Origin of the sequence: Pseudonocardia ammonioxydans (genome assembly GCF_900115005.1) — a bacterium.
GTDB lineage: Bacteria > Actinomycetota > Actinomycetes > Mycobacteriales > Pseudonocardiaceae > Pseudonocardia > Pseudonocardia ammonioxydans.
In genome coordinates this window covers 17,459-43,389 of sequence record NZ_FOUY01000047.1, presented here as the reverse complement: position 1 = coordinate 43,389, position 25,931 = coordinate 17,459, and the positions used below count along the sequence as shown (strand labels likewise).

The following is a 25,931-nucleotide window of genomic DNA, read 5'->3' as shown; positions in this document are numbered from 1 at the left end:
AAGCTCGCCGCGCAGAGCACCGTCCGTGACCTGCTCGACAACATCTCCAACATCCGGTCCTCGACCGATCTGGCCCGCTTCACCCACCTCACCCGCCGGCTCCAGGTCCTGACCAGTGAGCAGGACCCCGAATTGTCGGAAGCCTTCTCGGCCGAAGACTACGAATCGGTGCTCAAGCTACTGTCGAAGTACTTCGAGGTGATCATCACCGACTCCGGCACCGGGCTGATGCACTCGGCGCTGCAGGCCACGCTCACCCACGCCGACTCGCTGGTGATCGTCGGCGCCCCGACTCATGACGGCGCCTCGCGGGCACGCAAGACGATGCACTGGCTGGCCACACACGGCCACGAGGCGCTGCTCGAGCATGTGATCGTGGTGCTCTCGCGTGACCGGCAGTCGGCCCAGATCGACGAGTCGGTCATCCGTGGCTACTTCGACGCCCGGTGCCGTGCCGTGGTCGAGCTCCCGCCGGACCCGCACCTGCAGGCCGGCAGCCAGATCGACTTCGATGCGCTTGGCCCCGGGACCCGCGACGCCGTCCTCGAACTGGCCGCCACCGTCGCCGACAACTTCAACCACCCCCGCCACGGGGGGTTGGCCACGCACGGGTTCCGTCCCGAGGCGAGTCGAGAGTGAGGCAGAAGCTGGTCGGTGTGGCGCTCGCGCTGACCACCTCGTTGACCGGGAGCGTCCTGGCCGCCCCGGACGACGGGGTGGACTGCGAGTGGCGGATCACCGCCTCGCACGTGCTCGCCGAGCTGGAGGGCGACAACTCCAAGCGCGCCAAGCGCATCCGCGAAGCGCTGGTCAGCGAGGGCGCCGACAAGGCGGACTTCGTCCCGGAGTCCTGCACCGAGACCGGTTCCGGGGGCAGCGGGGACGACGACCAGGACGGGGACAGCTCCGGATCCGGCTCGGGGTCCGGTAGCGGCTCGGGCAGCGGATCCGGTGGGGGCTCGGGCAGCAGCTCGGGGTCCGGGGAGCAGGGCGCGACCGCGGCCGAGGCCTTCGACTGGGGCGAGCCCGACGTGGTCGACGACTTCGAGGACCTCGACGGCGGCTGGAACTTCTACGACGGCCCCGGCCACGCCGGCAACGGGATCCGCAGCCCGGATGCGGCGTCGGTCTCGGACGGGATCCTCACCATCGAGGGCACCGGCGACGGCACGACCGGGGGCATGGCCTGGTCGGGCAACTCTCAGAAGTACGGCCGCTGGGAGGGCCGGGTGAAGGCCCCGAAGGGGTCTGAGTCCTACAACGCGCTGCTGCTGTTGTGGCCCACGGCCGAGGACTTCCCGGTCGGCGGCGAGATCGACTTCATGGAAATCATGAGTCATGACCGCGACGAGGTGAACATCTTCCTGCACTACGGCGCCGACAACTCCCAGGTCCAGGGGAAGGTCGAGGTCGACGCCACCCAGTGGCACAACTGGGCGGTCGAGTGGACCCCGGACGGTGTCACCACGTTCCTCGACGGTGAGCAGTGGTGGAAGACCACCGACACCTCGATCCTGCCGCCCGGCCCGATGCACCTGTGCATCCAGCTCGACTGGTTCCCCAAGGGCGACAGCGACCCCGGGGAGATGCACGTGGACTGGGTCAAGCAGTGGTCTGTGGACGAGGGCGAGGGTTCCTCGACCGACTCCGAAGGCAGCGAGGGATCCACCGATTCCGACTCGAGCACATCGCTGACCGAAGAACAGAACAGCAAGGGCTGATCGATGGCCGCACCTCGTTGACGCGCTCGGCGCGTATCCGAGCCCGATTTCCGGTGAGCACCCCCGATCACATCACGGAGTCCGTGAGATGCGTATTTCTCGCAACCGCTACGGAGTGATCCCACTCCAGACCGATCCCGCCCAGACCACCGCGCCGCGGCCGCGGCGGACCCCGATCGCCATCCTCACCGCGACCGCGCTGCTGGGCATGGCGTTCGTGGCCGGCCCGTTGTCGGCCGAGGTCGGCCTGACCGCCGATGGCTGCAACGCCGGGAAGACGGTGCGCCAGCTCGCGGCCGCCCGCGATACCCGTACTCAGACTCGGGCGCTGATGACCGACCTGGCCGTGAGCGGCGACCCGCGCAAACAGGCCCTGGCCCGCGAGTTGGCCGGGCTGGGGTTCACCCCGGCGACGCAGCCGCCCGGGTGGCGGCAGAAGGCCGTTGATGTCTCCGACCAGCTCAACGGCACCACCGATCCGCAGCTGCACCAGATCGCGGTGGTGCTTGCCAAGGAGGGGCTCGGGCCGACCCCGGCCGACCTGCTGCCCAAGCAACCGCCCCCGTCCGGTGACGAGGGCGGCACGTTGGAAGGCATCGGTCAGTCCCTCGGTGGTGCTGCCGACAACGCGCTCGGTGCGGTCGAGTCCGCCGGCGAGGCCGCGCAGGAGGCGGTCGCGCCGCCTCCTGCGGTGAGCAGTTCGGGCTCCGGGAAGGGGCCCGCTGCGGTGAACCCGAACCGTCAGGCCGAACCGCCGTTGCCGGAGACCACCTGCACCGACCAGGCCGAAGCCACCGCCGCGCCGGCCGCGGTGAACGCACCCGCCCCCGCCGCTCCGGCAGCTCCGGCGGCCCCGGCAGCTCCGGCTGAGGAGGGTCCGGAGGACGGCGGGGAGTCCGAGTCCTCCGGCGGCGCGCCCTCCGGTGAGGACTCGGAATCCGACGAGGGCTCCGGCGGCCAGGAGAGCTCCGGCGGCGCCGACGGCGCGGATCCGGGCAGCTCCGGCAGTGAGGATTCGAGCAGGTCTGGCGGTGCGGACTCGGCCGACGATTCGAGCCGCGACAGCGGCGGTTCCGGGTCGGCGGCGGAGGCGATCGGCGCGGGCGACGAGGGTGAGGACTCCTCCCGCGATTCCGATGCCAGCTCCTCGGCCGACGACACCGCCGCAGGCGACGAGGACGAGGACGATTCCGGCTCCGCCGGGTCGGGCTCGGTTGGTTCCGGCTCCGCGGACCGCGACGCGGACAGCAGCGACTCGGGGTCGGACAGCGGGTCCGGCTCGACGTCCTCGGGTTCGTCGGACTCGTCGGGCGATAGTGGCTCACCGGAGGACCTGCAGAAGGCCCAGGCCGCGATCGAGCTGGTCGGCGAGCTCATGCAGACCCTCGGGGCCAGCACGGACGCCGAGGCCGGCAGCGTGCGGGACTCGGTGCTGCAGGTGGTCGACCGCGACCAGCTCGAGGAGCTTGGCGCCGAGCCTGCCGATCTGGACAAGCTCGACGAGCTCAAGAACCTCGGCGACGCCGGGGCGGGCAGCTCTTCGACCTCGTCGCAGACCAGCAGTTCCGACACCGGGTCCGGGTCGACCGGTTCCGGTGGCGGGGACTCGAGCAGCCGTGATTCCACCAGCAGCGACTCGGACAGCTCGGGAAACAGCGACTCCGCCGACTCGTCGGGCTCGGGGACCGACCGGTCCGATACCAGTACCTCCATCAGCCGCGACTCCGGCTCGGGCTCGTCGCCGGGTGGTTCCTCGGACGGCCAGGGGTTGAAGCCCGCCGTCGAGGAGCTCACCGAGAAGGCCGAGGCAGCGGCCGATATCGACCCGACCGCCGAGAGCGTGCTGGAGAAGCTCGAAGCGATCGACCTCGACGACGAGCAGGCGGACTCGGGCTCCTCCCCCGACAGCACCGGCTCCGAATCGGGCTCGTCTTCGGAGGAGTCGACCGAACGCTCCAGCGACGACGAGGGGTCGGAGGCCGGCCAGGGCTCCGAGGGCGACGACCGGTCCGGTCCGGGCAGCAGCTCCGACAGCAGCCGCGAGGACGACCCGCAGGACGACAGCGGTGAGACCGGTGACCAGGACTCCACCGGTGGTGAGTCGCCGGGCGGTGCGGACGACGGCGCGGGCGACAAGCCCGACGAGGAGGCCGCTGGGGGCGAGGACGAGCAGGAATCGGGCACCCCGCCCGAGGACGATCCGGCACCGGAGGAGCCGGCCGACGACGGTGGAGGCGAGCAGCCCCGCGACCCCGAGGGGGCGCAGGCGACCCCGGCCGCCACGGGCGGCGAGACCGGCGGAACCGACACCTCGACCTGGGATAAGCTCGCCGAGTGCGAAGCCAGCGGTGACTGGTCGACTAACACCGGTAACGGCTACTCCGGCGGCCTGCAGTTCTCATCCTCCACCTGGCAGGCCTTCGGTGGTGAAGGTCAGGCACACGAGGCGAGCAAGGAAGAGCAGATCGCCGTCGCCGAGAAGGTCCAGGCCGAACAGGGCTGGAATGCCTGGCCGTCCTGCTCCTCGCAACTTGGTCTCCGATAATCACCTCCGCCCGGACGTTCCTGATGAAGATCCGCAGGATGAGCACGCTGCCGGTGGCCGCGGTGGTGGCCGTGACGCTGGCGTGCGTGCTCCCCGCCGCCGACTCCCCGCCTGGGCCGCGGGTGGCGGCCCTCGAGGCGACCGTCCCGCGCCCGGCCGGTGACGGTCCAGGTGAGGGGCCGCCGGTACGGGGGCAGGCGGGCCCGATCGTCGGGGGGCTCTCGGCGTCCTCGGTCGGGGTCCTGGTCGTCGACGGCGGCCGTCACCAGTGTTCGGCCGCGGTGGTCGCCTCGCAGTCGCGACGGCTGCTGGCCACTGCGGCGCACTGTGTGTGGCTCGATGGAGCCTGGCGGCTCGACGGCGCGCACTTCATTCCCGGCTGGGCCGGCGGGGAGGAGCCCTACGGGCGGTGGGCGGTCGACACCGCCTACCTGCCGCCGGCGTGGCAGCAGGCCAACTCCCCGATCGAGGACGTCGCCGCCGACACGGACTTCGCGTTCGTGTCCCTGCTGCCGCGCGAGGGCCGCCTACCCGAGCAGGTCCTCGGCGCCCAGGGGATCCGCTGGACGGTCGGCGAGCAGGTCGAGGTCGCCGCGCTCGGCTATCCCGCGCTGGGCAGCTATGACGGCCAGTCGCTGCGCGGCTGCATCGGCTCGGCCGCGGTCGAGGACTTCGCCCGCGAACCCGGCCAGCCCGCCGGGCGGGTGCTCGCGCTGGACTGCGACATGACCGAGGGAGCCTCCGGGGGGCCGTGGCTGGCCGGCCCGGACGCGGCCGACGGACGCGGTCAGCTCGTCGGCGTGGTCTCCGGTGGCGACGACACGTCCCTGGTCTCCCCGCTGTTCGACGATGCCGCCCGCACCATCTACAACGCCGCGGACTCGGCTTCGTTGACCGGCGGCGCCGGAACACAGTGAGCTCGCCCGGTCGTCGCTGGTGAGGCGGTGCGCTCAGTACAGCCGTTCGCTGACGCGCCACAGGCCATCGGGCTCAAGGGTGAGCGCCACGGTGGCGGCGGTGTGTTCCGGGGGCGCTACCAGCCCGTCGGCGACCTCGCACCCGGTCCGCACGGTCCCGGTCACCTGGACATAGACCTGGCGGTCGCTGCGCGGGGCCTCGGGAGGAATCACCGCGCCGATGTCGCCGACCGTGGTGCTGCACCGGTCGGTGACCAGCTGCTCCCACCCTGCCCCGGTCGCGGGGTTCTGCGCCGTGGCGGTGTTGCCCGCCGCGGCGGCACCGGTCAGCACCGGCGCGACCCGCTCGGTCCAGGTGACCGGACGCGGGTCGGTGAAGCTCACCGTCCGGGAGGCTTCCAACCAGCGGCGCGCGGTCGTCAACGGGTCGCGGTCCGGGGCTGCGTGGGGCCCGGCGGTCGGTGCGGCGCCCGCCCCCTCATCGGGCGTTGCTGGATCGTGCTGGCCGGGGACACATGCCGCGTACATGCCGCCGACGAGCAGACCGACGGCGATGCCGACACCTGCCCAGCGTCCGAGGTTGCGCAGCCGCCCCCGCGGTGTGCCCTCCGGGCCGGACTCAATCAGAGACACGTCGGACCCCCCACAAGATTCGTATCATCTTGCCTTCCAAGAAGATACGAAGTGTAGTCTATCCGCGGCCTGAAAATCGTCAGTCTGAGGACGGTGACAGACGTGCTCGAACCTCCGATCGTGGCGGGTGTTCTGGGTGGAGTCGGTACAACTCTGCTCGCTGTAGCACTCCATGGTTACGACGCCGGGATCTACCGCGCCCAGCGTCCCGTGCACGTGCTCGTGTGCCGTTCGACGTCGAACTCGTTGCACTCCGCTCAGCGCGCGCTGCAGTACACCCCGGCCACTGCTCCACCGCCGGTTCTCGCGATCGTCGACGACGTGCCGAACGCGGCCTGGGGGCCGAACACGCAGAACAAGGTGCACATCACCGAGCCGTACGTGAGCTCGGTCGTCCGGATCCCACTGGTCGCCGACTGGCGCGACGTCGAGTCGCCCCACGACAGGGCCGCGACCGTGCTCACCGAGGCCGAGCAGGACCTCCCGAAGGGGGTCCGCACCTTCGCCAAGGCCCTTCGGGCGCTGGTCGGTGAAGTCATCAAACAGAACAGCGGCCACCGATCCCGCACCGCCTGAGCAGCAGCCACCTTCACTTCCGGAGCGCCTTGCCGTGTCTCAACTCCTCAGCGTCCTCGACGTCTACTCCCTGCCGCAGAGCCCGCCCCCGCTTATCCCGAATCCGGACCCTGGCCAGCTGCCCGGCAAACTCGGGGAGAATGCCAACACCATCATCGCCACGATGAAGGGCGTACTGCTCGTCCTCGCCGTAGGCGCCGGCCTCATTGGCGTCGGGCTGATCATGGCCGGGGCGAAGAACCGCAGCGGCTACGCGGTCAGCGGCATCGAAAAGATCGGAATGGTACTTCTCGGGATCGCGGTCATGGGGGCGCTCCCGTCAATTTTCGAGCTCGTCGTATAACCTCCTTCATCTGATTGACGAGGATCGCGCACACGCATGTTCGTAATCGAGTCCTTGGCCGACGACTTCGGGGGTGCGGCCGGCGAGCTTCTGGGCATGTTGATGACCTGGTGGCTGCTGGTGCCGTCTCCGCTGGAGCAGGTCACACAGGTGCGTGCGGTGAGCGATTTCGTCGGCCCCATCGCCATGCTGATTCTGGCGGTGTCGATGCTGACACAGCTCGGCCGCCTAATGATCTCGGGTCGGCGGGAACCACTGGTTGAGGTCGGCCTCGGCCTGTTGAAGTTCGCCGTCGTGAACGCCACTGCCCTACTGGCGCTCAATCTTGCTCTCGACATGGCGGACGAGCTGTCACGCACGCTGCTCGAAAACACGCTCCCGGCGTTCGGCGAACAGGTCAACAACACATTCACTCACGCACCGATCGTTCCTAGCCTGAAATTGGTTGTGGCGCTGGCCATGGTGGGCCTGGGGCTGATCCAGTGGCTCATCCTGCTGTTCCGGCAGGCCGCGATCCTGGTTCTCGTCGCGTTGCTGCCGCTGGCAGCGGCGGGAGTGCTGACCAACGCCACGCGCCGCTGGCTGCCCACGATGGTGGCCTGGCTGATCGGCCTGGTGGTCTACAAGCCGTTGGCGGCGCTGATCTACGCGATCGGGCTGGGGCTGGTCGCTGAGGGCGAGGACTTCGTCGCCGTGCTGACCGGGATCGTGGTCCTGCTCATCGCAGTGATCGCGCTGCCCGCAGCGATGAAGTTCTTCAGCTGGGCCCAGGCAGGGGTCGGCGGCGGCGGCTCGGTCGGCGGCGTGATCGCCGGTGCTGCGACCGGCGCGGTGTCGATGGGCGCGCTCGGTTCCTCGCGCCGCCAGGAGATGACCGGTCCCGGTAGCTCTCCGGGGTGGGCCCAGGGCGCCGCCTCCACCCAGAAGGCGCTTCCCCCCGGTGGGTCCGGCGGTGCGAGCGGACAGGGCTCCGGTGGTTCCCCCGGGGGCGGCGGCGGATCGGCTGGCCGCCCACCTCCTTCCTGGGCGTGGAAGGGCGATTCCTCGTCCTCCTCGAAGCAGAACGGGGGCACACCGGGTGGTGGATCGTCCAGCGCTGCGGCGGCGCGAGGAGGAACCCCCGCAGGAGGAACGGCAGCAGGGACCGCAGCAGGCCAAGCCGCCGGTGGCGCCACCGGTGGCGCGGCCGGGGCCGGTGCCGCCGGCGGCGCGGCAGCCGGTGGCGCCGCCGCAGCAGCCGGCCCCGCGGGCGCCGCAGCTGCGGCGGCCGGGAACGCGGCGCAGAAGGGCCGGGCTGCCGCCGACAACTTCGCCTCGCCGCCACAGGACCTCGGCGGCGCAGCACCGAGCAAGGGACCGGACGGTGCCGGACCGGCCGGACAGGGAGGTAACCAGTGACGGCGCCCCGCACCTACGGGAACTGGCGCCCGCCCCGCGGGTTCGGTATCGGACAGCTCAGCACCGGCCAGACGGTGACCGTCTTCCTCGCGATCTCCATCCCCGTCACGGTGCTGAACTTCTCCGGCCGGGCAGGCGCGGTCGCCCTGGTCCTCGGCGCCCTCGTGATCGGCGCCGTGGTCATCAAAATCGGTGGTAGCTCACTTTCGGATGTGGTTATGCGACGTCTGCGTTTCACCCGCAGCAAGGCGGCCGGCTGGACCGAACGCACCGGTGGGATGGTCACCGACCACCTGCGCCGCCACGATCTACCCGGCCCGATGGGGCCGATCGTGCCGTTGTCCACCGATGACGGGCGCGGCGGCAAGCAGGGCCTGCTCTGGGACCGCCGGACCGGATGGCTGACCGCGGTGCTGCGGGTCTCGCCGGTCGGGCTGGACCTGGCCGACCAGGGCCAGGCCGACGCCTGGGTCGCGAACTGGGGCGCGTTCCTGGCCGACCTGGGATACCAGCCGATGATCCGCCACGTCGCGGTCACCGTCGACACGTCCCCGACCGGGGGCACCACCCTGCGCGACTACGTCAACGATCGCATCGACCCGCGCGCCCCGGCCTCCGCGCAAGCGGTCATGGCCGAGCTCGCCGCCACCGCCCCGTCCTCGTCCGCCGAGGTCGACTGCCGGGTGTCGGTGACCTTCGACCCGGCCCTGGCCACCCCCCGACCGCCGGATCTGGCCGCCGGTGTCGCCGAGGTGACCCGCTGGCTGCCCGGACTGGAGTCCCACCTGTCCATGGCGGGCGTCGCGGTGCGCGGCCGCGCGACGGCGGCCTGGCTGACCGGGCGGCTGCGGGTCGCCTACGACCCGGCCAGTCGCTCGGACCTGACCGACTACGACGAGCACTCCGACGAGCTGCTGCGCTGGTCCGAGGCGGGCCCGGTCAGCTTCCAGGAGAGCTGGGACCACTGGCAGCACGACTCGGGGTTGTCCGTGTCGTGGGCGATGGTCGAGGCACCTCGCCAGTCGGTGATGGACCGCGTGCTGGTGCCGCTGCTGGCCGCGGGCCCGTTCGCGCGGCGGGTGACCCTGCTCTACGAGCCGCTCTCGGCCGGCGCCGCCGCCGACGAGGTCGAGCGCGAGATCACCAACACCCAGGTCCGTCGGATGTGGGCGCACAAGACCAAGCGCGACGAAACCCAACGTGACCGCGACGATCTCTCACGCGCGGTGCAGAGCGCCCGCGAAGAGGCCGAAGGCGCCGGCGTCGGCCGGTTCACCCTCTACGTGACCACCACCGTCTTCGACGCCGAGCAGATGCCCGCCGCGACCGCCGACGTCGAACAGCGCGCCGGGCAGGCCAAGGTGCGGCTGCGGCGCCTGCGCGGCGCGCAGATCACCGGCTTCGCCGCCTCCCTCGGTCTCGGGATCAACCCTGCCGAGCTGGCCCGCCGCCCCCGCAAATGACCCACCGGTGCGCCTCGTCCACCTGCCTGACCAGGAGCCTTCCGTGACCACGATTTCCCTGCCCCCGCAGCAGCAGCAGCAGCAGTTCGACCCCGGTGCCCCGTACCGCGGTCGCCCGGTGCCCCGGGCCCTGGGGTGGGCGCTGCCCGGCGCCGGGCGGGCGGCGAGCGCCGAGCCCGGGGTGATGTGGCAGGGCACCACCACCCAGGTGTGCGGGATGTTCCCGTTCGCGGTCAGCTCGGGTGCGGCACCGCCCGGGGTGCCCATCGGCCACCACATGCACACCGCCGAGCCCGTGGGACTCGACCCGGCGGAGTGGCTGCGCCAGGGGCTGGTGTCCAACACCGGCATGTGGATCCAGGGCCAGCCCGGCATCGGCAAGTCGACGATCGTGAAACGCCTGATGACCGGGCTGGTCGCGTTCGGGTTCACCGCCGTGGTCCCCGGTGATGTCAAGGGCGAGTACACCCGCCTGGTCGAGCACCTCGACGGACGCGTGTGGCGGATCGGGCGGGGCCTGCACTCGCTCAACCCGCTCGACGCCGGCCCCCTGCGGGCCGCGCTCGCCCAGACCAGCGGCGACGAACACGCCCGGCTGGCGGAAACCATCCGTGCCCGACGGCTGTCGCTGCTCGAAGCGCTCGTGGTCATTGTGCGCCGCGCCGAGATCAACGTGACCGAACGGCGTCTGCTCGGTGCCGCACTCGACCTGTGCGTCGATGGCGCCGCCGACGGCGAGGAGCCGATCATCCCCGACGTCGTGCGGATCCTGGTCAGCCCGCCCGCGCTGCTGCTCGACATCGCTGCCTGCGACTCCAAGCTGGCCTTCCGCCGCGACGCCCGGGACCTGGTCAACACCTTGGAGCTGCTCTGCGCCGGCGCGATCCGGGGCCTGTTCGACCGCCAGTCCTCGATCACGGCCGACCTCGACACCCCGGCGTTGTCGCTGGACATCTCCGCCCTCGACGACGACGAGGACGAAGTCGTGGCCGCAGCGATGCTCTCGTCCTGGGCGTGGGCGGCCGCGGTCATCGACGGCTCGGCGGCGACGGGCCGGCACCGCAACATCTTCCGCATCCAGGACGAGCTCTGGCGCGCGCTGCGCGTCGCCCCCGGGCTGGTGGAACGCTCCGACCGGGTCACCCGCCTGGGCCGCCACCGCGGCGAGATCTCCGCGCAGGTCACCCACTCCCTCGACGACCTCGAGGCGCTGCCCACCGAGGCCGACCGAGCCAAGGCCCGCGGCATGGCCCAACGCAACGGCGTCATGGTGCTCGGCGGCATGGCCGACAAGGAACTCGCCGCGATCAACGAGATCAGCCCGCTCACCGCATCCGAGGCCGCGATGGTGCGGGCCTGGGCCGCGCCGCCGACCTGGATGACCGGCAGCACCCACCCCGGCCGCGGCCGGTACCTGATCAAGTCCGGTGAACGGATGGGGCTGCCCGTCGCCCTGTCGCTGATGCCCAGCGAACGCGACCTCTACAACACCGACACCGCCTGGCAGCCCCGCACAGGACACGCCTGATGAGTACGCCTGCGGCGCCGATCCCGTGGCAGCAGCTGGCCGTCCCCCTGATCGGGCTCGGGGTCCTCGGTACGAGGTTCGCGGCGATGACGTGCTGCTGGACAGCAGCCACCGCCGCGGCCGAGGCCGTCCCGAGCTTCGGGGGACCGACGCTGCGGGCGATGGTCTCCGCCGCCGGGACGGGCACCGTCGACCCCCTGATCGGAGTCGAGGGCTCGCGCCCGGTGTTCTGGTCCGTGCTGGCCGTGGGGCTGGCCCTCCTGCTCGGCCTCATCGTCGGCGGCGGGGTCTGGATCGGTTCCCGCGCGGGCAGGCGGGGCGAACCGCGCTCGGCGATGGCCGGTCACCGCGACACCCGCGACATGCGCGGTCGTGCAGCGCAGAAGCGGGCAGTGCAGCTGCGCCCGTCCCTGGCCGGCCACGACCGCATCGACAACCGGGACCTGGGGCTGTGCCTGGGGCGCCGGCTCGGCGGCGTCGGCGAGTCACGGCTGCTGTATGCCTCCGAGGAAGACGTGATGCTCCAGATCGCCGGGCCGCGGTCGAACAAGACCTCTGCCCAGGTGGTGCCCGCGATCCTCTCCGCGCCCGGCCCGGTCATCGCGACCAGCAACAAGGTCGACGTCTACACCTTGACCATTGGGCTGCGCGCCGAGCTGGGCCGCACCTTCGTCGCCGACCCGCAAGGCATCGCCGGGGTCGAGCAGAGCTGGTGGTGGAACCCGCTCGCCGACATCAAGGACCTGGCCGACGCCGGGTATCTGGTCGCTCACTTCTCCCGCACCGTCGGTGCCGGCAACTCCAACGACGCCAACCCCTTCTTCACCAGAGGCGCCGAGCGGCTGCTCACCCAGCTCGTCCTGGCGGCATCGTGCAGCCCCGACAAGAGCCTGCGCGACGTCCGCACATGGCTGGCCACCCAAGCCAATGAACCGGTCGAGCTGCTGGAGAACAGCGGCTTTGAGGAGATCGCCGAGGGCCTTCGGGGGCTGCAGGACGCCCCTGCCGAGACGCGCGGTGGCCTGTTCGAGACCGCGCTGACGGCCCTCGGGTCCCTGGAGTCCGAGGCTGTCGCCCGCCTGGTCACCCCGCCCTCGACGTGGCGGGACCCGCCCCGGGTTCCGGTGGAGGAGTTCGACCCGTGGCGGTTCCTGGTCGGCTACCGGACCGACAGCTCCGGCAACCCGGTCCCCCGCGACACCGTCTATCTGCTCACCCGCGAAGGCGCCGGCAGCGGCGCTCCGGTCGTCGCCGCCTTGGTCGATCACCTGCTGCGCATCGCCGCCCAGGCCGCGACCGCCCAGGGCGGGCGACTCGATCCCCCGCTGCGCCCGGTGCTCGACGAGGCCGCCAACGTGTGCCCGATCGCGAACCTGCCCGACCTGTACTCCTACTTCGGGTCGATGAGCATCCAGGTTCTGTCGTTTCTGCAGTCCTACCAGCAGGGTGTCGCGGTCTGGGGCAAGTCCGGGATGGACAAGATGTGGTCGGCGGCCACGATCAAGCTGGTCGGCGCCGGAGTGCAGGACCCCGAGTTCGCGCGCTGGATCAGCGACCTCATCGGGCCGCTGGAGGTGCCGACCTACTCCCACCAGTACGGCCGTGGCGGGGGCTCCACGTCGACGTCGATGCGCGAGAAGCCGGTGATGACCGTCGCCGACGTGGGCTCGCTCGACAAGCGCCACGCCATCCTGCTCTCCGCCGGACGCCGCCCGGTGCTGCTGGAGCTGATGCCCTGGTACCGCGAAGGCGACGCCGAGACGATCAGCGCTCACGCCGCCGAGGCCACCGCCCAGGTCCGCCAGTCGGCGGTGTCCGCGCTCGGGCCCCGCAACCCGCTCGCGCAGCGCCTCGCCGCCCGCGAGCGAGACCCCCGCGGTGGGGCGACATGACCGACCCGGAGCCCAGCGGCGACCTCGCACCCGGTGACTGGGCGGCGGTACTCGCCGCACTCACTCAGCTGCGCGCGGAGCACGCGACCCTCACCGCTCGGCTGGGAGGACTCGATCACCGGGTCGAGGACATCGAGGGTGCCTTCGATGCGATCGAGGACGCCACGCCGGAGGCTGCCGACCTGCTGCGGTCCGGTGACGCCGCCGCGTCCGACGACACCGCCGCCCCAGCCCCACCGGAGCCGGAGGAGCCGGACACCGGTCTGGACATGCGTGAGCTCGTCCCGTGGGTGCGCGACCACATCGCGCAGCTGCTCGAACGCCGGCTGCCGCAGAACAAGGGCCGGCTGCGCTGGTGTCGTAGCTGGTGGCTGCACCCGGAGGCGATCGCACGTTTCGATGCGCTGCGCCGGTCCTGGACCGAAGCGATCGCCGCTGGTGAGGGCAACGCCCTGGCCACCTACTACGACCACCTCGACCGCCAGCTCGCGACGCTGATGGACGAGCACGGCCCGTTCAGTGCCTGCGAGGGCGGACACCACGGCACCGAGCGTTTCGTGACCAAGCTCGGGCAGGTCGACCCGCCGCCGGAGTACTTCTTCGTCCTCGACGAGCAGCTCGACCACCTATAGCCAGCCCGATATCGGGCGGCTCAGACCCCGTGTCGCCGGATGCGCCAGCGTGAGCAGGGAGGACAATCAGTGCCCCGACCAAGCCGTCGCCGCTCCACGAACCAGGAGCCGCTGCCGCTGGAGGCCCTGTTCGGCGGACCCGACCCCACCGAGCCCCCCGTGTCCGCAGCCGAGGTGCCGTCGACCGACCAGGAGGACACCGATGAACCGCTACGGACGCCAGGCGATGCAGCACTGGCAGACCTACCTGCCCAACCGGTACGCCCAGATCACGAACCCGCAGCAGCACTTCACGACGCTGGGCAACGAGGTACAGGACGAGATCGAGACCCTGGCAGCGGACCGGGCCAACCAGGAGGGCCCGGCCGGGACCTACCTGGACCAGGTGGGCCGGCTCAACCGAATCCAGGCCCAGGCCGAGGAGCAGGTCCTCGCCGAGCGGGTTCTGCTGCCCCCGGAGGCGGACGACCCGACTCCGGCCGAGCCGCACCGGTAGAACCCGCCCCAGCCCAGGCACCGGGCCCGGCGGGCGAGTCGCCGGTGCGCCCGGACCCTGAGCAGGCCGAGCGCATCTCGGTCCAAGCACGCGCCCGATTCGACGCCGGTGAGTTCGTGACCGCCCGCTCGCTGATGGACCAGGCGGCACGTCTCGACCCGGGCCGCCACGAGTACTGGGATCGGGTCCGGTCGCTGATCGACGGCCACATCGCCGCGCAGGCCGCGACCACGGCCCCCGCCGCGCCACGGCCGGAGGCGACACCGCCGGCACCGGCCGAGCAGCCGACACCCACGCCCGCCGCCCCGGACCCCGTCACAGCCTCGGCTGCACGCGGGCCGGAGTCCGACGACCCGGCGCGCTTCCCCGACGCCGCCGAGGTCGCACTGACCGAGGTGACGGCGAACCTGCTGCGGATCCGCATCACCGACGTGCTCGACGACGCCCCCGAGCAGGACGACCTCTACGGCGGCTACCCCACCGCCGACGGCACCACGCTGCGCGTTCACGACAAGCGCGCGATGCTCGCCACGCTCGACAACGAACTCGACATCACCGCCACGAACCTGCGCGGCCCCGGCCGCGTGCCCGATGCGGGCGACCGACGCCGTTACGCCGCCGAGGAACAGGGCCTGTTCGCGCTGCGTCGCCGGGTCGCGGCGCTGCCGGACCCGGCGACCAGCGACGGTCCGAGCCAGACCGCGCAGGCCACGATCACCCCTGCCGAGCCACAGACGGCGAGCCCACCCGAGCACGAGGCCGACAGCGCCCCGGCCGCCGAGCCCTCCGGGCCCCGCCCCGAGGCCCCGGCCACCCCGCCCACGCCGCCGGCCGCGCCCGCGGGGGTCGAGGCGAGTGCCACGCCCGGTGTCGAGGACCGCGTCGTAGCCCGTGAGTCCGGCGATGTCCGAATGCGCCGGACCGCGGACGGCAGGGTGTGGGTGCGCACCAGCGACGCTCACACCTGGCGGGTCGCCGGCCCCGGGGAGACGGCCGCGTTCGACATCGAGACCCCCGAGTGGCGGGAGACCCGCCGCCGCGAAGAAGCCGAGCACAGACAGCGCCGGGAGGCCTCCCGGCGCGAAGCCCGCGAGCGCTATGAGAAAGCGCAGCAGGACAAGGCTGCCGCCCAGGCCACCACACCCGCCCCCTCCCCCGCTCCCGACGACCGGGAAGAGTCCGATGAGCTCGCGACCCTGACCCGCAGCCCGCAGGAGCGGGCCGCTGAGCTGGCTACGACCACGGTGTTGCGGCTCTACGCCCGCGACGAGGGGATGCAGACCCCCACGCAGTGGTCGGCGACCATTGCCGCGCTCCCGGCACCGGCACGGCAGGCCGTGCTGGACCAGCTCGGCTTCGACCAACTCGACGCGATGCTCGAACCGGCCATCGTCGCCGACGAGCGCGCCTGGCGCGACGAGCTGATCGCCCGCATCGGCCAGCTCAACCCCGACATCGGCCGTCGGGCGGGCGAGGCAGCGGCCGAACGCGACGCCCGCAACAGCGAGACCGCCGCCCGGCAGCTCGACCCGGGATCGCCGGGCACCGCCGAGACCGCCGCCGAGCCGCCCGCGCCGACGGTCCCGGCCACGCCGTCGGAGCCTGCCGTGACCGAGCAGGAACAACAGCCTGCCGCGGCGGGCCAGTTCCGGCCGGGCTCGGTGCGCCCGCCCACCGGTGCCAAGGCGCGGGTACAGGCCAACCTCGCCGCCCTGTCCACCCTGCGCTCCCTCGGCGACCAGCCGGCCACCGAAGCCCAACAGACAGAGCTGGCGCGCTGGTCCGGGTGGGGCGCGGTCCCCGAGGTCTTCGACGACCTGCGCCCCGAGATGTCCTGGGCCCGCGACCAGCTCGCCGAGATGCTCGACGCCACCGAGCTCGCTCGCGCCCGCTCCAGCATGCTCAACGCCCACTACACCGACCCCGACCTGGTCGAACAGGTCTGGACGGCGGTCACCGAGCTGGGCTTTCAGCGCGGACGGGTGCTCGAACCCGGCTGCGGGACCGGCAACTACATCGGGCTGGCCCCGGCCGGCGCGCAGGTGGTCGGGGTCGAGGTGGAGCCGACCACCGCGGCGATCGCGTCCGCGCTGCAGCCTCAGGCCCAGGTCCGCAGCGAGTCCTTCGCCGCGAGCCGCTTCCCCAACGGTAGCTTCGACCTCGTCGTGGGCAACGTCCCGTTCGCCCGCACCGTGCTCAGCGACAAGGTGCACAACACCGGCCGCCACTCGATCCACAACCATTTCTTGATCAAGAGCCTGCACCTGACCGCCCCGGGCGGCCTGGTCGCAGCGATCACCTCCCGTTACACCCTCGACGCCCGCAACCCGTCTGCGCGCCGCGAGATGGCCGAGCTCGCCGACCTCGTCGGCGCCATCCGGCTGCCCCAGGCCGCCCACCAGCGCACCGCCGGCACCGACGTCATCACCGACCTGCTGGTGTTCCGCCGCCGCGAACCCGACCGCGCGCCCCAGCCGTTCGACTGGGAGCTGACCGACCTCGTCGACATCGGCGACGAACAAGTGCGGATGAACTCCTGGTTCGTCCAGCACCCCGAGATGCTGTGCGGCACTCTGACCAGCGGGTCCGGGCAGTACAGCTCCGCTGAACCACGAGTGGTCTCCGACCGGCCCGCGGCCGAGTTGCTCGCCGAGCGCCTGGCCCAGGTCGTCGACCGCGCCCGCCGCGACGAGCTGCTCCACGCCCCGACCCTGCCCGAGGTTCCTCAACGCGCCGCCCTGCCCGGCCCGGAGCTGGACCTGGAGGACGGGCACCTGCTCATCGACGCGGACGGGCAGTTCCAGCAGGTCACCGACGGCGCTGCGGCACCGTTCGAGGTCCCCAAGAGCCGCCAGGCCGAGCTGCGGGCGCTGCTCGAGCTGCGTGACACCACCGTCACGCTGCTCGAAGCCGAAGCGGCGACCTTCGAGCACTCCGAGAGCATCGAGGAGCTGCGCGAGGACCTGAACCGCCAGTACGACGCCTACGCCGCCCGCTACGGCCCGATCAACCGGTTCAAGTGGCGTCGCACCGGCCGCGTCGACGAGGACGGCAACGACATCCAGGCCCGCATCGTCGACAAGCTCGGCGGCTTCCGGGCCGACCCGCGGGCACCGATCGTGCTGGCGCTGGAAGTGTTCGACGCCAGCACCGGCACCGCGACCAAGGCCGACATCTTCAGCGACCGGGTCATCGCCCCGCGGACCCCGGCCCGCGGCGCCGACACCCCGTCCGAAGCGCTGGCCATCTGCATGGACACCCACGGGCAGGTGGAGCTGTCCGAGATCGCGCGGCTGCTCGGCGTCGACGAGACCGAGGCCCGTACCTCGCTCGGCGCGCTGGTCTTCGCCGACCCCGCCCGCGCCGGCCAGCTCGTCCCCGCCGCGGAGTACCTGTCCGGCCACGTGCGTCAGAAACTCGATCAGGCGCTCGCCGCCGCCGAGGACGAGCCTGCCTACGCCGCCAACGCCACCGCGCTGCGCGAGGTCCTCCCACCCGACATCGCTCCCGAGGACATCGTGGCCCGCCTCGGGGTGCCGTGGATCGAGGCCGGCTACGTGCAGACCTTCCTGCGCGAGACCCTCGACGAACCGCGGCTGAGCGTCGAGCACACCTACGGCACCAACTGGGAGGTCAAGGGCAACGAGTTCTCCGTCGCGGCCACCAGCACCTGGGGTACCGAGCGCTACCCGGCCCCGAAACTCGCCGCCGCGCTGCTGGCACAGAAGTCGATCGTGGTGCGCGACGAGATCGAGACCGTCACCGCCGACGGAGCTTCGACGACCCGCCATGTGCTCAACCCGGCCGCCACCACCGCCGCGCAGGCCAAGGCCGACGAACTCGCGCAGCGGTTCTCCGAGTGGGTCTGGGAGGACCCGCAGCGCGCCACGGAGCTCGCGCGCGTCTACAACGACCGCTTCAACTCCATGGTGCTGCGCAACTACGACGACGTCATGCTGTCGCTGCCCGGCCTGACCCGCACCTTCGAGCCGAACCCGCATCAGTACGCCGCGGTCGCCCGGATGATCTCCGAGCCCGCCGTCGGGCTCTACCACGAGGTCGGCGCCGGTAAGACCGCCGAGATGGCGATCGGGGTCATGGAGCTGCGCCGCCTGCAGATGGTCCGCAAGCCCTGCATCGTCATCCCGAACCACATGATCGAGCAGTGGTCGCGGGAGTTCCAGCAGCTCTACCCACGGGCCCGGATCCTCGCTGCCTCCTCGGCCGACCTGCGTAAGGACGCCCGCCGCGCCTTCGTCGCCCGGGTGGCCACCGGTGACTGGGACGCGGTCATCATCACCCGCGGGGCGTTCGAGCGGATCCCGATGCGCCCCGAGGCGCAGGAGGCCTACCTCGACGCCGAGCTCGAGACGCTGCGCGAAGCACTGGAACGAGGCCGCGCCGAAGGCAGCAGCAACCGTGCCGTCAAGCGGATGCAGCAGCGGCTCGACAACGCCCAGGAGCGCATCAAGGACAAGATCGCCCGCGACTACGACCCCGCGGTCACGTTCGAGGCCACCGGCATCGACTACGTGGTCGTCGACGAGGCCCACGACTACAAGAACCTGCGCACCGCGAGCAACATCGCCGGCGCGGCGATCGACGGCTCCAACCGGGCCCAGGACCTCGACATGAAGCTGCACTACCTGCGCAACCAGCACGGGCACCGGGTGGTCACCCTGGCCACCGCGACCCCGATCGCGAACTCGATCACCGAGGCGCACGTCATGCAGCGCTACCTGCGTCCCGACCTGCTCGAACAGGCAGGCGTGCTGAACTTCGACGCCTGGGCTGCGACGTTCGCGGCGACCGTGTCGGACATCGAGCTGTCTCCCGACGGCAGCAGCTTCCGGATGAAGGGCCGCTTCGCCCGCTTCCACAACGTCCCCGAGCTACTGCGCATGTGGTGGGTCTCCGGTGACGTCAAGACCGCCGAGGACCTCAAGCTGCCCCGCCCGGACCTGCTGCCGCGGCCCGAGGACGGCCAGCGCGCTCCCCGGACCTTCCTGATCCCGGCCACCGAAGGGCAGCAGGAGCTCATCACCGAGCTGGGCGACCGTGCTGAGCGGGTCCAGGCCCGTGCGGTGCTCCCTGACGTCGACAACATGCTCAAGATCTCCAGCGAGGGCCGCGCCGGCGCGCTCGACCTGCGGCTCCTGGGCCGGGACATGCCGTTCGGGGAGTCCAAGATCGAAATCGCCGCGGACGAGATCGCGCGGATCCACCACGCCCACAGCGATGATGAGTTCCTCGACGCCGACGGCGATCCTCATCCGCGCCGCGGTGGCTTCCAGCTGGTCTTCTGCGACCTCGGTACCCCCGGCGACGGCGCGAAGCGGCCCGGCTGGAACGTGTACGCCGAGCTGCGCGACCAGCTCGTCGAACGAGGCCTGCCCCGGGGGCAGGTCCGGTTCATCCACGAGGCCGCCAACGACCAGAAGAAGGCCGAGCTGTTCGAGTCATGCCGCGCAGGCGAGGTCTCCGTGCTCATCGGCAGCACCTCCAAGATGGGAGTGGGCACCAACGTCCAGAACCGGGCGGTGGCGCTGCACCACCTGGACTGCCCGTGGCGCCCGGCCGACCTGGCCCAGCGTGACGGCCGGGCGCTGCGTCGGGGCAACCAGTACAGCGAGATCGCCTTGAACCGCTACGTCGTCGAAGGCACCTTCGACGCCTACATGTGGCAGGCCCTGGCACGCAAGGCCGCGTTCATCTCGCAGCTGATGAACGGCCGCCTCGACGTCCGCGAGATCGAGGGCGACATCGGCGATACCGCACTCAACTACAACGAGGTCAAGGCACTCGCCGCCGGGAACCCGCTGCTGCTGGACAAGGCCAAGGCCGACGCCGAACTGACCAAGCTGGAACGCCTCGAACGCTCGCATGTGCAGACCCGCTCCCGGCTGCGCTACACGATCGAGGTCCACGAGGGTCGCGTCCCCGGCCTGGAGGCCGAGATCGAGGCGCTGCGCGCGGCGGTCGAGCGCCGCACCGACACTCGAGGCGAGCAGTTCGCCATCGACACCGGGGGACGACGCCTCACCGATCGCAACGAAGCGGGCACCGTCCTGATCGGCCAGCTCATGGCGGCGGCTACCGGACCGGAGAGCACCCGGCCCACCGAGATCCCCGGGATCGCCCGCCTCGGCGGCCAGAGTTTCGACGCGTTCGTGTGGTCCGCCGGGCCGCGCGCGGGCTACGAGCTACGGGTCTCCGGGACCAGCAACGGCGGCGTCGTGGAGGGCTCCAAGTCCCAACTGCTTGAGCTGTCCACCAGCGAGAAGCCCGGCTCACTGGTCGTGCGCATGGAGAACCGGGTCGCCGGCCTCGACGAGAAGCTCACCCGCGTCCAGGAGGACCTCCAACGCACCGGCGAGGAGACTCAACGCGCCGCAGAACAGCTCGAGCGTCCGTTCGCCCACGCCGCGGAGCTCGAACAGGCGCGCGCCCGCGTGCGGGAGATCGACGCGGAGATGGCTGGGCTCGCCGCCCCGCCCGAGCCGAGCAGCCCCGACGCCGCAGAACCCGCGGACGCTGCGGCGGCCGATCCCGGGCCCCCCGCGCCCGAGCCGGTCCCCTCCGGGGACTCCTCGCAGTCCGCCGCCGAGGCCGAGCAGTCCGCTGCGGCGGTGGCTGCCGCTCTCGCCGCGCACCGACCGCCGGCCGGACCGCCCCGAGCGGCACCGAACTCGGGCTCGACACCTACTTCCACGGGCCCGCCCGCCCCGGGCCCGGCTCCGCAGCCAGACCGGCACCAGGCAGCCCGGCGGCGCCTATGAACGCACACGCACACACCGGACAGCGTTCGGTCACTCGTTTCGGCTCGTCGATCCGTGCAGTTCTCGCTACGCTGACGCACAATCCCGGCCAGGAATCGGCGATAGCATCCCCGGTGCAGTCGACTACGTTTTCCAGAATGAAGAGAGGTTCATGACGTGGCCCAGGTGTTGACCGTCCGACTCGTCGACGATCTCGACGGCAGCTCCGCCGATGAGACGGTCGAGTTCGCCATCGACGGGAAGCAGTACGAAATCGACCTCACCTCCGCGCACGCGAGCACACTCCGCGGGGTCCTGGCCGATTATGTCTCCGTCGCGCGGAGGAACTCGCCCCAGCTCCGCCGTGGGCAGCGCCGGGCAGATTCCGCCACCGCGCGGCCGACGGCCACGGTCAACCGTGAGCAGAACCAGGCGATCCGCGCCTGGGCGCGCAAGCAGGGCATCTCCGTGTCCGACCGTGGACGCATCCCGCAGAACGTCCTCGACGCATTCCACCAGAACGCCTGACCGCGACCGGATGCGCAGCTGTGCCCGCCACACAGAATGTGGCGGGCACAGCGTCGGGCTCGGGCTACGCTGGCGCAATGAACGAGCCGGAGGACTACTACAACGGTGATTACCTCCAAGATGTCGCCGAAAGCCGCCTGCTCGAACTCGGCGGTCGTGAACTGCTCGCCCACGCACAGCGCTATGCAGGCGAGAACGCCGACGTCATGCACCCGTGGGACGGCACTGGTCCGGAGCCCGAAGCGCGGGTGTCCGAGTACATCGGCTCACTGTGGCGCTACATCGAGTTGATCGAGTCACGCCAACGACCAGCGTCGTCGTAGGCAGCCCCGATCGTGCGTCGCCGCTGCTCGACAGCAAGCGACGACGCGATCACAATGTGTATCAACTCTACACGCGCAAATGATACGTTTTGCTGGTGCGTGCAGCTGCGGCCAGCGGGGCCATCGCGCTCGGCCTGGTCCTGTTCCTCGGGTTCCTCCTGATCGTGGCCGTGGCAGGAAGCGGCGCCGGCCGACCCACCCCTGGCCTACCCGGTGTCGTGTGCGCCCCACCGGGAGCCGATCCGGCGCAGCTGGTCGAGGGGATCGGCCCCGAGCAGGTCAGCAACGCCGGCCTGATCGTGGCCACCGGCGTCGAGATGGGCGTCCCCCAGCACGGGTGGGTCGTCGCCTTGGCGACCGCGATGCAGGAGTCGAACCTGCAGAACCTGGCCAACTCCAACGTCCCCGAGTCGCTCGAACTGCCCAACCAAGGCGTCGGCAGCGACCACGACTCGGTCGGGCTGTTCCAGCAGCGCGAGGCCGGATGGGGCGACGTCGCCACCCGCATGGACCCGCGCCAGTCCGCCCGCCTGTTCTACGACGCGCTCCTGCAGGTCCCCGGATGGGAATCGCTGCCCGTCACCCGGGCCGCCCAGCTGGTCCAGGTCAGCGCGTTCCCCGACGCCTACGCCAAGTGGGAGCAGTCGGCCGCCACCCTCGCCGGCGCGCTGGAAGGGGTCGAGTGCGGACCGCAGACCGGCCCCACTCCGGCCGCCGATCCGCAGATCCAGCGCGTCGTCGACCGCGCCATGTCCCAACAGGGCCAGCCCTACGTGTGGGGCGGCGGTGACGCCAACGGGCCGACCGGCGGCGGATTCGACTGCTCCGGGCTGATGGTCTACGCCTTCGCCGAGATCGGCATCGGCGTGCCCCACCAGACCCAGGCCATCTGGAACTCCTTCCAGCCCGCGATCACCGACCAAGCCGCGATCCAGCCCGGCGACATGGTGCTGTTCTCCTCCAACGGCCAACCCGGCGGCATCCACCACGTCGGCCTCTACCTGGGCAACGGGCAGATGCTGCACGCACCCGAAACCGGAGACGTGGTCAAGGTCGAGCCCGACATCTGGTCCAACACCTACTACTCGCAGGAGTTCATCGGAGCCGTCCGCGCCACGAACCCCACCGCGGCGTAACGCACACCGCGATCGGCGCCCCTCCCGTGCGCAGCCGGGAACTTCCCAACGTGCAGCCCTACGAGAAAGTGAGTACCTCCGTGGCGAACATCAAGAACCCCCCGTTCTGGCTCGTGCTGGGGCTTCCCTGGCCGGACGGCTCCCGCAACGACACCGAGGAATGCGCCCAGGCGATCGCGCCTACGTTCATCCCGCGTGAGGCGCAGTCACGGCCCGTTCAGGCCATCCTCGACTTCGGCGTAGGCCTTCACCGCAAACACGGCATGCGCGTCCTCTTCCTGTCCGAGCTGACGGGGTTCCTGCGCCGGGCTCAGGCAAGCTGGGCCGAGATCGGTGTCCCGGACTTCGACACGGCACTGAACGAACTGCTCGAGGTCCCGACCCCGGCCCTGTTCATGAGCCTCACGCAGCACGCGCACATGCTGCTCTGCACCGCCGGAAACGCTCAGACGATCTCCCACTCGCCGGAGAACCCGGCCGGCCGCACCGTCGACCCCTCCGAGTACGCCGAGCTCAAGAAGAACCTGCAAGGCGCGCTCGAACGCGACTGGCCCGCCTACATCGACGACCTCACGCGGTCAGGCCACCTTCGGGGGCAGTAGCGCCGGTGTGGTTGAGAGCTGGAAGCCGCTTCAGCAGCCGCATTCGGTCAGGGGCCGGCGGCGATAGGCGAGCCCCACGGAGAGAAGCCCCTCGGCCGCCGCGGCGATCTCGTCGAAAGTGCATCGTCGGCTGAGCGAGTTGTAGTGGTGCACGGGGCCGGGCCACCCGGGCAGGTCCAGAGCCAGGCCGGTCTTCGCGTGGAGCCAGTCGCAGAAGTCGTCGAGGTCCCAGGGGGCCCGTTCCTCGCGCAGCACGACCTCCCACCGCGTCTTGTCGCCCTCGAGGGCGCGGAACAGCACAACCCGCCGCCGACGGCGCGGCCCGCTGTCGGGGCCACGGTCGATCACCCAGGCGATCTCCCGGGTCCCGGCGGCATCGACCACACCGCAGGACCCGTAGCGAGCACCGCGGGATTCGAGCCACGGCCCGACGGCCTCCACGACCGGCCGGGCCCAGGGGTTGTGCTTGGCCCGGTGCCAGGTATCCGGCTCGACGGCGATAGGCGGTTCCTCGACGGTCACGTGCTCGACCCGCCGAACAGCGCACTCGCCACGAGCGCGCCGATCTGGAGGACGGCGAGCAGGTTGACGGCTAGTGGCGCTAACACGTCCATGACGAACTCCTTACGAGTAAGAGCAGCGGTGCCGTTCTAGCGGATGGCTACGACAGTCACGTCTAGATCGAGCTGCGTCCAGGCGGTGTCGGCGGTGATCGCGGTGCAGCCAAGGCGGCGGGCCAGGGCTAGGCACGCGCGGTCAGCAAGGGACAGGCCCCGATCGCGGGTCGCAGGCCACAGCGTCGAGGTCGCGATCGCGTCGGCGAGACCGAACGGCTCGACCCGCACGCCGAGAGTGCGTAGCTGGCCGATAGTGCGGTCGGCGTCAATGCCATGCTGGGTGAGCTTCTGATGCACCTCCGACAGGTTGATCGCACCGAGTACCCCGTCGGACAAGTGCGCATCGACGACGTCGGCGCCAGGCTCGTCGCGCAACCAGGCCAGCACCGCCGAGGCGTCGAGCACCGCCGGCCCGGCGCCCGAGGTCACTGGCCCTCCTCCGCAGCGGCCTCAGCGCGGCGCTCAGCGAACAGCTCGTCGACCGGGGACACCCCGGACTCGCCGTGCCAGGCCTCGGCAACCTCCCGACGGATCCGCGCGGCGAGCTGCGCACGACTCTCCATCACCACACGGCCGTCCTCTACTGACAAAACCAGCGCCGCCCCCGGAGTCAAACCGAGTTCCCGGCGCACCTGGGCCGGAATCAGCACCCGACCATCCCGGTTGACGACCACCTCCGGTCGATACACACCCTCGCTACTCTCTGACATATCATCACACTATCACGGCGTGATCCATAATCTGATATAACACTTGGAACTTGTCAGAGAATCTAGAACTCCCACAAACTGGTGAGAGCCACGGGCCCGTCTGCGAGGCAGGCGCGGTCATACTCGTAGAGGCGTCTCGAGTGCCTCGCGCACCTGCTCGGCCAGGTCGTCCTCGTCACCGAGGAGCACCGTGGAGCGCTCGACACCAGGCGGCCTGAGCGTCACCCCGCCGGTGAACTCGTCACCGGCGAGGACAACCGGATCCGCGATCGCCCGGGACAGGTCGACCGCTCCAGCGAACAAGGCCGCACCCGCGGTGCTCTGCAGGCGCAGCCCGCCGCCCCCGACCAGATGGCTCAGGTTGGCGTGCTGAGCGACTTCGCTCCCCGACATGTCCAGCTCACCGAATACCGCGGCGCCCTGCAGGTCGAGTACACCTTCGATCAGCGCGCCACGGAGCGACAGCTGGCGCTCCACCCCGAGGTCGATAGCGAGCAGGTCGCCGCCGAAGTACGCCTCACTGGCGTCGAGCCCGTTCCAGGAACGCAGCGCGATCCGCGTCGTGCCCGTCAGCCGCGCGCGGGCCAGGCTCAGCCCTCCGAGTGCGATTCCGTCGAGGTCCAAGTCGTGGAGCTGGGCATCGCTGAGATCAAGGTGCAGGAAGGCGCGCCGGTTGCGGTCGCGGGCGACGCGCTTGACGTGAGTGCACAGCCGTTGTTGCACCGCCCGGGTAACGCGCTCGTCGCGACCGGCCGGTGCTGCCCGCAGGAGTTCGCACCACACGGCGATCACCGCCGCCGAGCTGGCCCCGTCCCGCTGGGCGAGCACGCCGAGTTCCTCGAGGGCTGCGAACGAAGCGACCAGGTCCTCCCCGGTGAGCCGGGCCGCACAGTGGTCGATCCTGCTCGGCCCCCCGATACCCAGCGCACTGGTGTCACCCCCCTGAGCCGGCGCCCCCAAGGGGGCTTCCGACCGCCCTCGTGGGCGCAGTGCGACGAACCCCGACACCACGATGGCCACCGCGGTGGCCGCGATCGCGGGGAACAGCCACGCACCGGCGCTGTGCAGACCGGCAGCCGCGGCGACCCCACTCACCCTGCTCTCCTTCCCCTG

22 protein-coding genes are annotated in these 25,931 nt (G+C 71.1%); 17 read left to right on the top strand and 5 right to left on the bottom strand.

What is annotated here, in order from left to right; translation table 11 throughout:
* The 4 genes from BM093_RS36270 to BM093_RS29105 all read left to right on the top strand — a co-directional run.
* The coding region (locus tag BM093_RS36270; protein WP_425439209.1) for a MinD/ParA family ATP-binding protein at positions 1–639 on the top strand (639 nt) is incomplete at its 5' end.
* A complete protein-coding gene (locus BM093_RS29115) occupies positions 636–1,721 on the top strand; it encodes a glycoside hydrolase family 16 protein (protein ID WP_093353804.1) in 1,086 nt (361 codons plus the stop codon). The genes BM093_RS36270 and BM093_RS29115, both read left to right, overlap by 4 nt.
* A gap of 88 nt (positions 1,722–1,809) precedes the next feature.
* Entirely contained in the window at positions 1,810–4,266 is a 2,457-nt protein-coding gene (locus tag BM093_RS38055; RefSeq protein WP_093353799.1) for a transglycosylase family protein, read from the top strand.
* Positions 4,267–4,304: 38 nt separating this feature from the next.
* Positions 4,305–5,183: a trypsin-like serine peptidase gene (locus tag BM093_RS29105; protein ID WP_177238770.1), complete on the top strand. Its 879-nt coding sequence runs from the start codon at positions 4,305–4,307 to the stop codon at positions 5,181–5,183.
* A 33-nt stretch (positions 5,184–5,216) separates the two neighbouring features.
* Here the strand turns inward: BM093_RS29105 and BM093_RS35440 are convergent, their stop codons facing one another.
* Positions 5,217–5,816 (bottom strand): hypothetical protein, encoded by a 600-nt coding sequence (locus BM093_RS35440; RefSeq protein WP_143105575.1) that lies wholly within the window; start codon positions 5,814–5,816, stop codon positions 5,217–5,219.
* Between the two features lie 102 nt (positions 5,817–5,918).
* Between BM093_RS35440 and BM093_RS29095 the strand changes: the two genes are divergently transcribed.
* The 13 genes from BM093_RS29095 to BM093_RS29035 all read left to right on the top strand — a co-directional run bounded on the left by BM093_RS29095 (position 5,919) and on the right by BM093_RS29035 (position 23,491).
* Entirely contained in the window at positions 5,919–6,392 is a 474-nt protein-coding gene (locus BM093_RS29095) for a hypothetical protein (RefSeq protein ID WP_143105574.1), read from the top strand.
* Positions 6,393–6,426: 34 nt separating this feature from the next.
* Positions 6,427–6,735 (top strand): hypothetical protein, encoded by a 309-nt coding sequence (locus BM093_RS29090; protein WP_093353781.1) that lies wholly within the window; start codon positions 6,427–6,429, stop codon positions 6,733–6,735.
* Between the two features lie 36 nt (positions 6,736–6,771).
* Positions 6,772–8,133 (top strand): hypothetical protein, encoded by a 1,362-nt coding sequence (locus BM093_RS35435; RefSeq protein WP_143105573.1) that lies wholly within the window; start codon positions 6,772–6,774, stop codon positions 8,131–8,133.
* Positions 8,130–9,596 carry an SCO6880 family protein gene (locus BM093_RS29080; RefSeq protein WP_093353776.1) on the top strand — a complete coding sequence of 489 codons (1,467 nt, stop codon included), beginning with the start codon at positions 8,130–8,132 and terminating at the stop codon, positions 9,594–9,596. Before BM093_RS35435 ends, BM093_RS29080 begins: the two co-directional genes overlap by 4 nt.
* 43 nt (positions 9,597–9,639) lie before the next feature.
* Positions 9,640–11,124 (top strand): ATP-binding protein, encoded by a 1,485-nt coding sequence (locus BM093_RS29075; protein ID WP_245773866.1) that lies wholly within the window; start codon positions 9,640–9,642, stop codon positions 11,122–11,124.
* Positions 11,124–13,016, top strand: a complete 1,893-nt coding sequence (locus BM093_RS29070; RefSeq protein ID WP_093353766.1) for a type IV secretory system conjugative DNA transfer family protein — start codon at positions 11,124–11,126, stop codon at positions 13,014–13,016. The genes BM093_RS29075 and BM093_RS29070 overlap by 1 nt, the downstream gene beginning before the upstream one ends.
* Positions 13,013–13,648 carry a DUF4913 domain-containing protein gene (locus tag BM093_RS29065; RefSeq protein WP_093353761.1) on the top strand — a complete coding sequence of 212 codons (636 nt, stop codon included), beginning with the start codon at positions 13,013–13,015 and terminating at the stop codon, positions 13,646–13,648. The genes BM093_RS29070 and BM093_RS29065 overlap by 4 nt, the downstream gene beginning before the upstream one ends.
* Positions 13,649–13,850: 202 nt before the next feature.
* Positions 13,851–14,144 carry a hypothetical protein gene (locus BM093_RS29060; RefSeq protein ID WP_093353756.1) on the top strand — a complete coding sequence of 98 codons (294 nt, stop codon included), beginning with the start codon at positions 13,851–13,853 and terminating at the stop codon, positions 14,142–14,144.
* A 44-nt stretch (positions 14,145–14,188) separates the two neighbouring features.
* Positions 14,189–20,923, top strand: a complete 6,735-nt coding sequence (locus tag BM093_RS29055) for an SNF2-related protein (RefSeq protein ID WP_093353753.1) — start codon at positions 14,189–14,191, stop codon at positions 20,921–20,923.
* A gap of 156 nt (positions 20,924–21,079) precedes the next feature.
* Entirely contained in the window at positions 21,080–21,430 is a 351-nt protein-coding gene (locus BM093_RS29050) for a histone-like nucleoid-structuring protein Lsr2 (RefSeq protein ID WP_093353728.1), read from the top strand.
* Positions 21,431–21,507: 77 nt separating this feature from the next.
* A complete protein-coding gene (locus tag BM093_RS29045; protein WP_143105572.1) occupies positions 21,508–21,753 on the top strand; it encodes a hypothetical protein in 246 nt (81 codons plus the stop codon).
* 95 nt (positions 21,754–21,848) lie between these two features.
* Positions 21,849–22,889 (top strand): C40 family peptidase, encoded by a 1,041-nt coding sequence (locus tag BM093_RS29040; protein ID WP_143105571.1) that lies wholly within the window; start codon positions 21,849–21,851, stop codon positions 22,887–22,889.
* Positions 22,890–22,969: 80 nt separating this feature from the next.
* The gene (locus BM093_RS29035; RefSeq protein WP_177238769.1) at positions 22,970–23,491 is read left to right on the top strand and encodes a hypothetical protein; all 522 of its coding nucleotides are present in this window, start codon (positions 22,970–22,972) and stop codon (positions 23,489–23,491) included.
* Positions 23,492–23,521: 30 nt separating this feature from the next.
* Here the strand turns inward: BM093_RS29035 and BM093_RS29030 are convergent, their stop codons facing one another.
* The 4 genes from BM093_RS29030 to BM093_RS29015 all read right to left on the bottom strand — a co-directional run bounded on the left by BM093_RS29030 (position 23,522) and on the right by BM093_RS29015 (position 25,913).
* A complete protein-coding gene (locus BM093_RS29030; RefSeq protein ID WP_093353710.1) occupies positions 23,522–24,013 on the bottom strand; it encodes a hypothetical protein in 492 nt (163 codons plus the stop codon).
* Positions 24,014–24,141: 128 nt separating this feature from the next.
* The gene (locus BM093_RS29025; RefSeq protein WP_218162977.1) at positions 24,142–24,537 is read right to left on the bottom strand and encodes a type II toxin-antitoxin system VapC family toxin; all 396 of its coding nucleotides are present in this window, start codon (positions 24,535–24,537) and stop codon (positions 24,142–24,144) included.
* Positions 24,534–24,782 carry an AbrB/MazE/SpoVT family DNA-binding domain-containing protein gene (locus tag BM093_RS29020; protein WP_093353707.1) on the bottom strand — a complete coding sequence of 83 codons (249 nt, stop codon included), beginning with the start codon at positions 24,780–24,782 and terminating at the stop codon, positions 24,534–24,536. Before BM093_RS29020 ends, BM093_RS29025 begins: the two co-directional genes overlap by 4 nt.
* Positions 24,783–24,935: 153 nt before the next feature.
* On the bottom strand, positions 24,936–25,913 hold the full coding sequence (locus BM093_RS29015) for a hypothetical protein (protein ID WP_093353703.1): 978 nt from the start codon (positions 25,911–25,913) through the stop codon (positions 24,936–24,938).
* Positions 25,914–25,931: the final 18 nt, after the last annotated feature.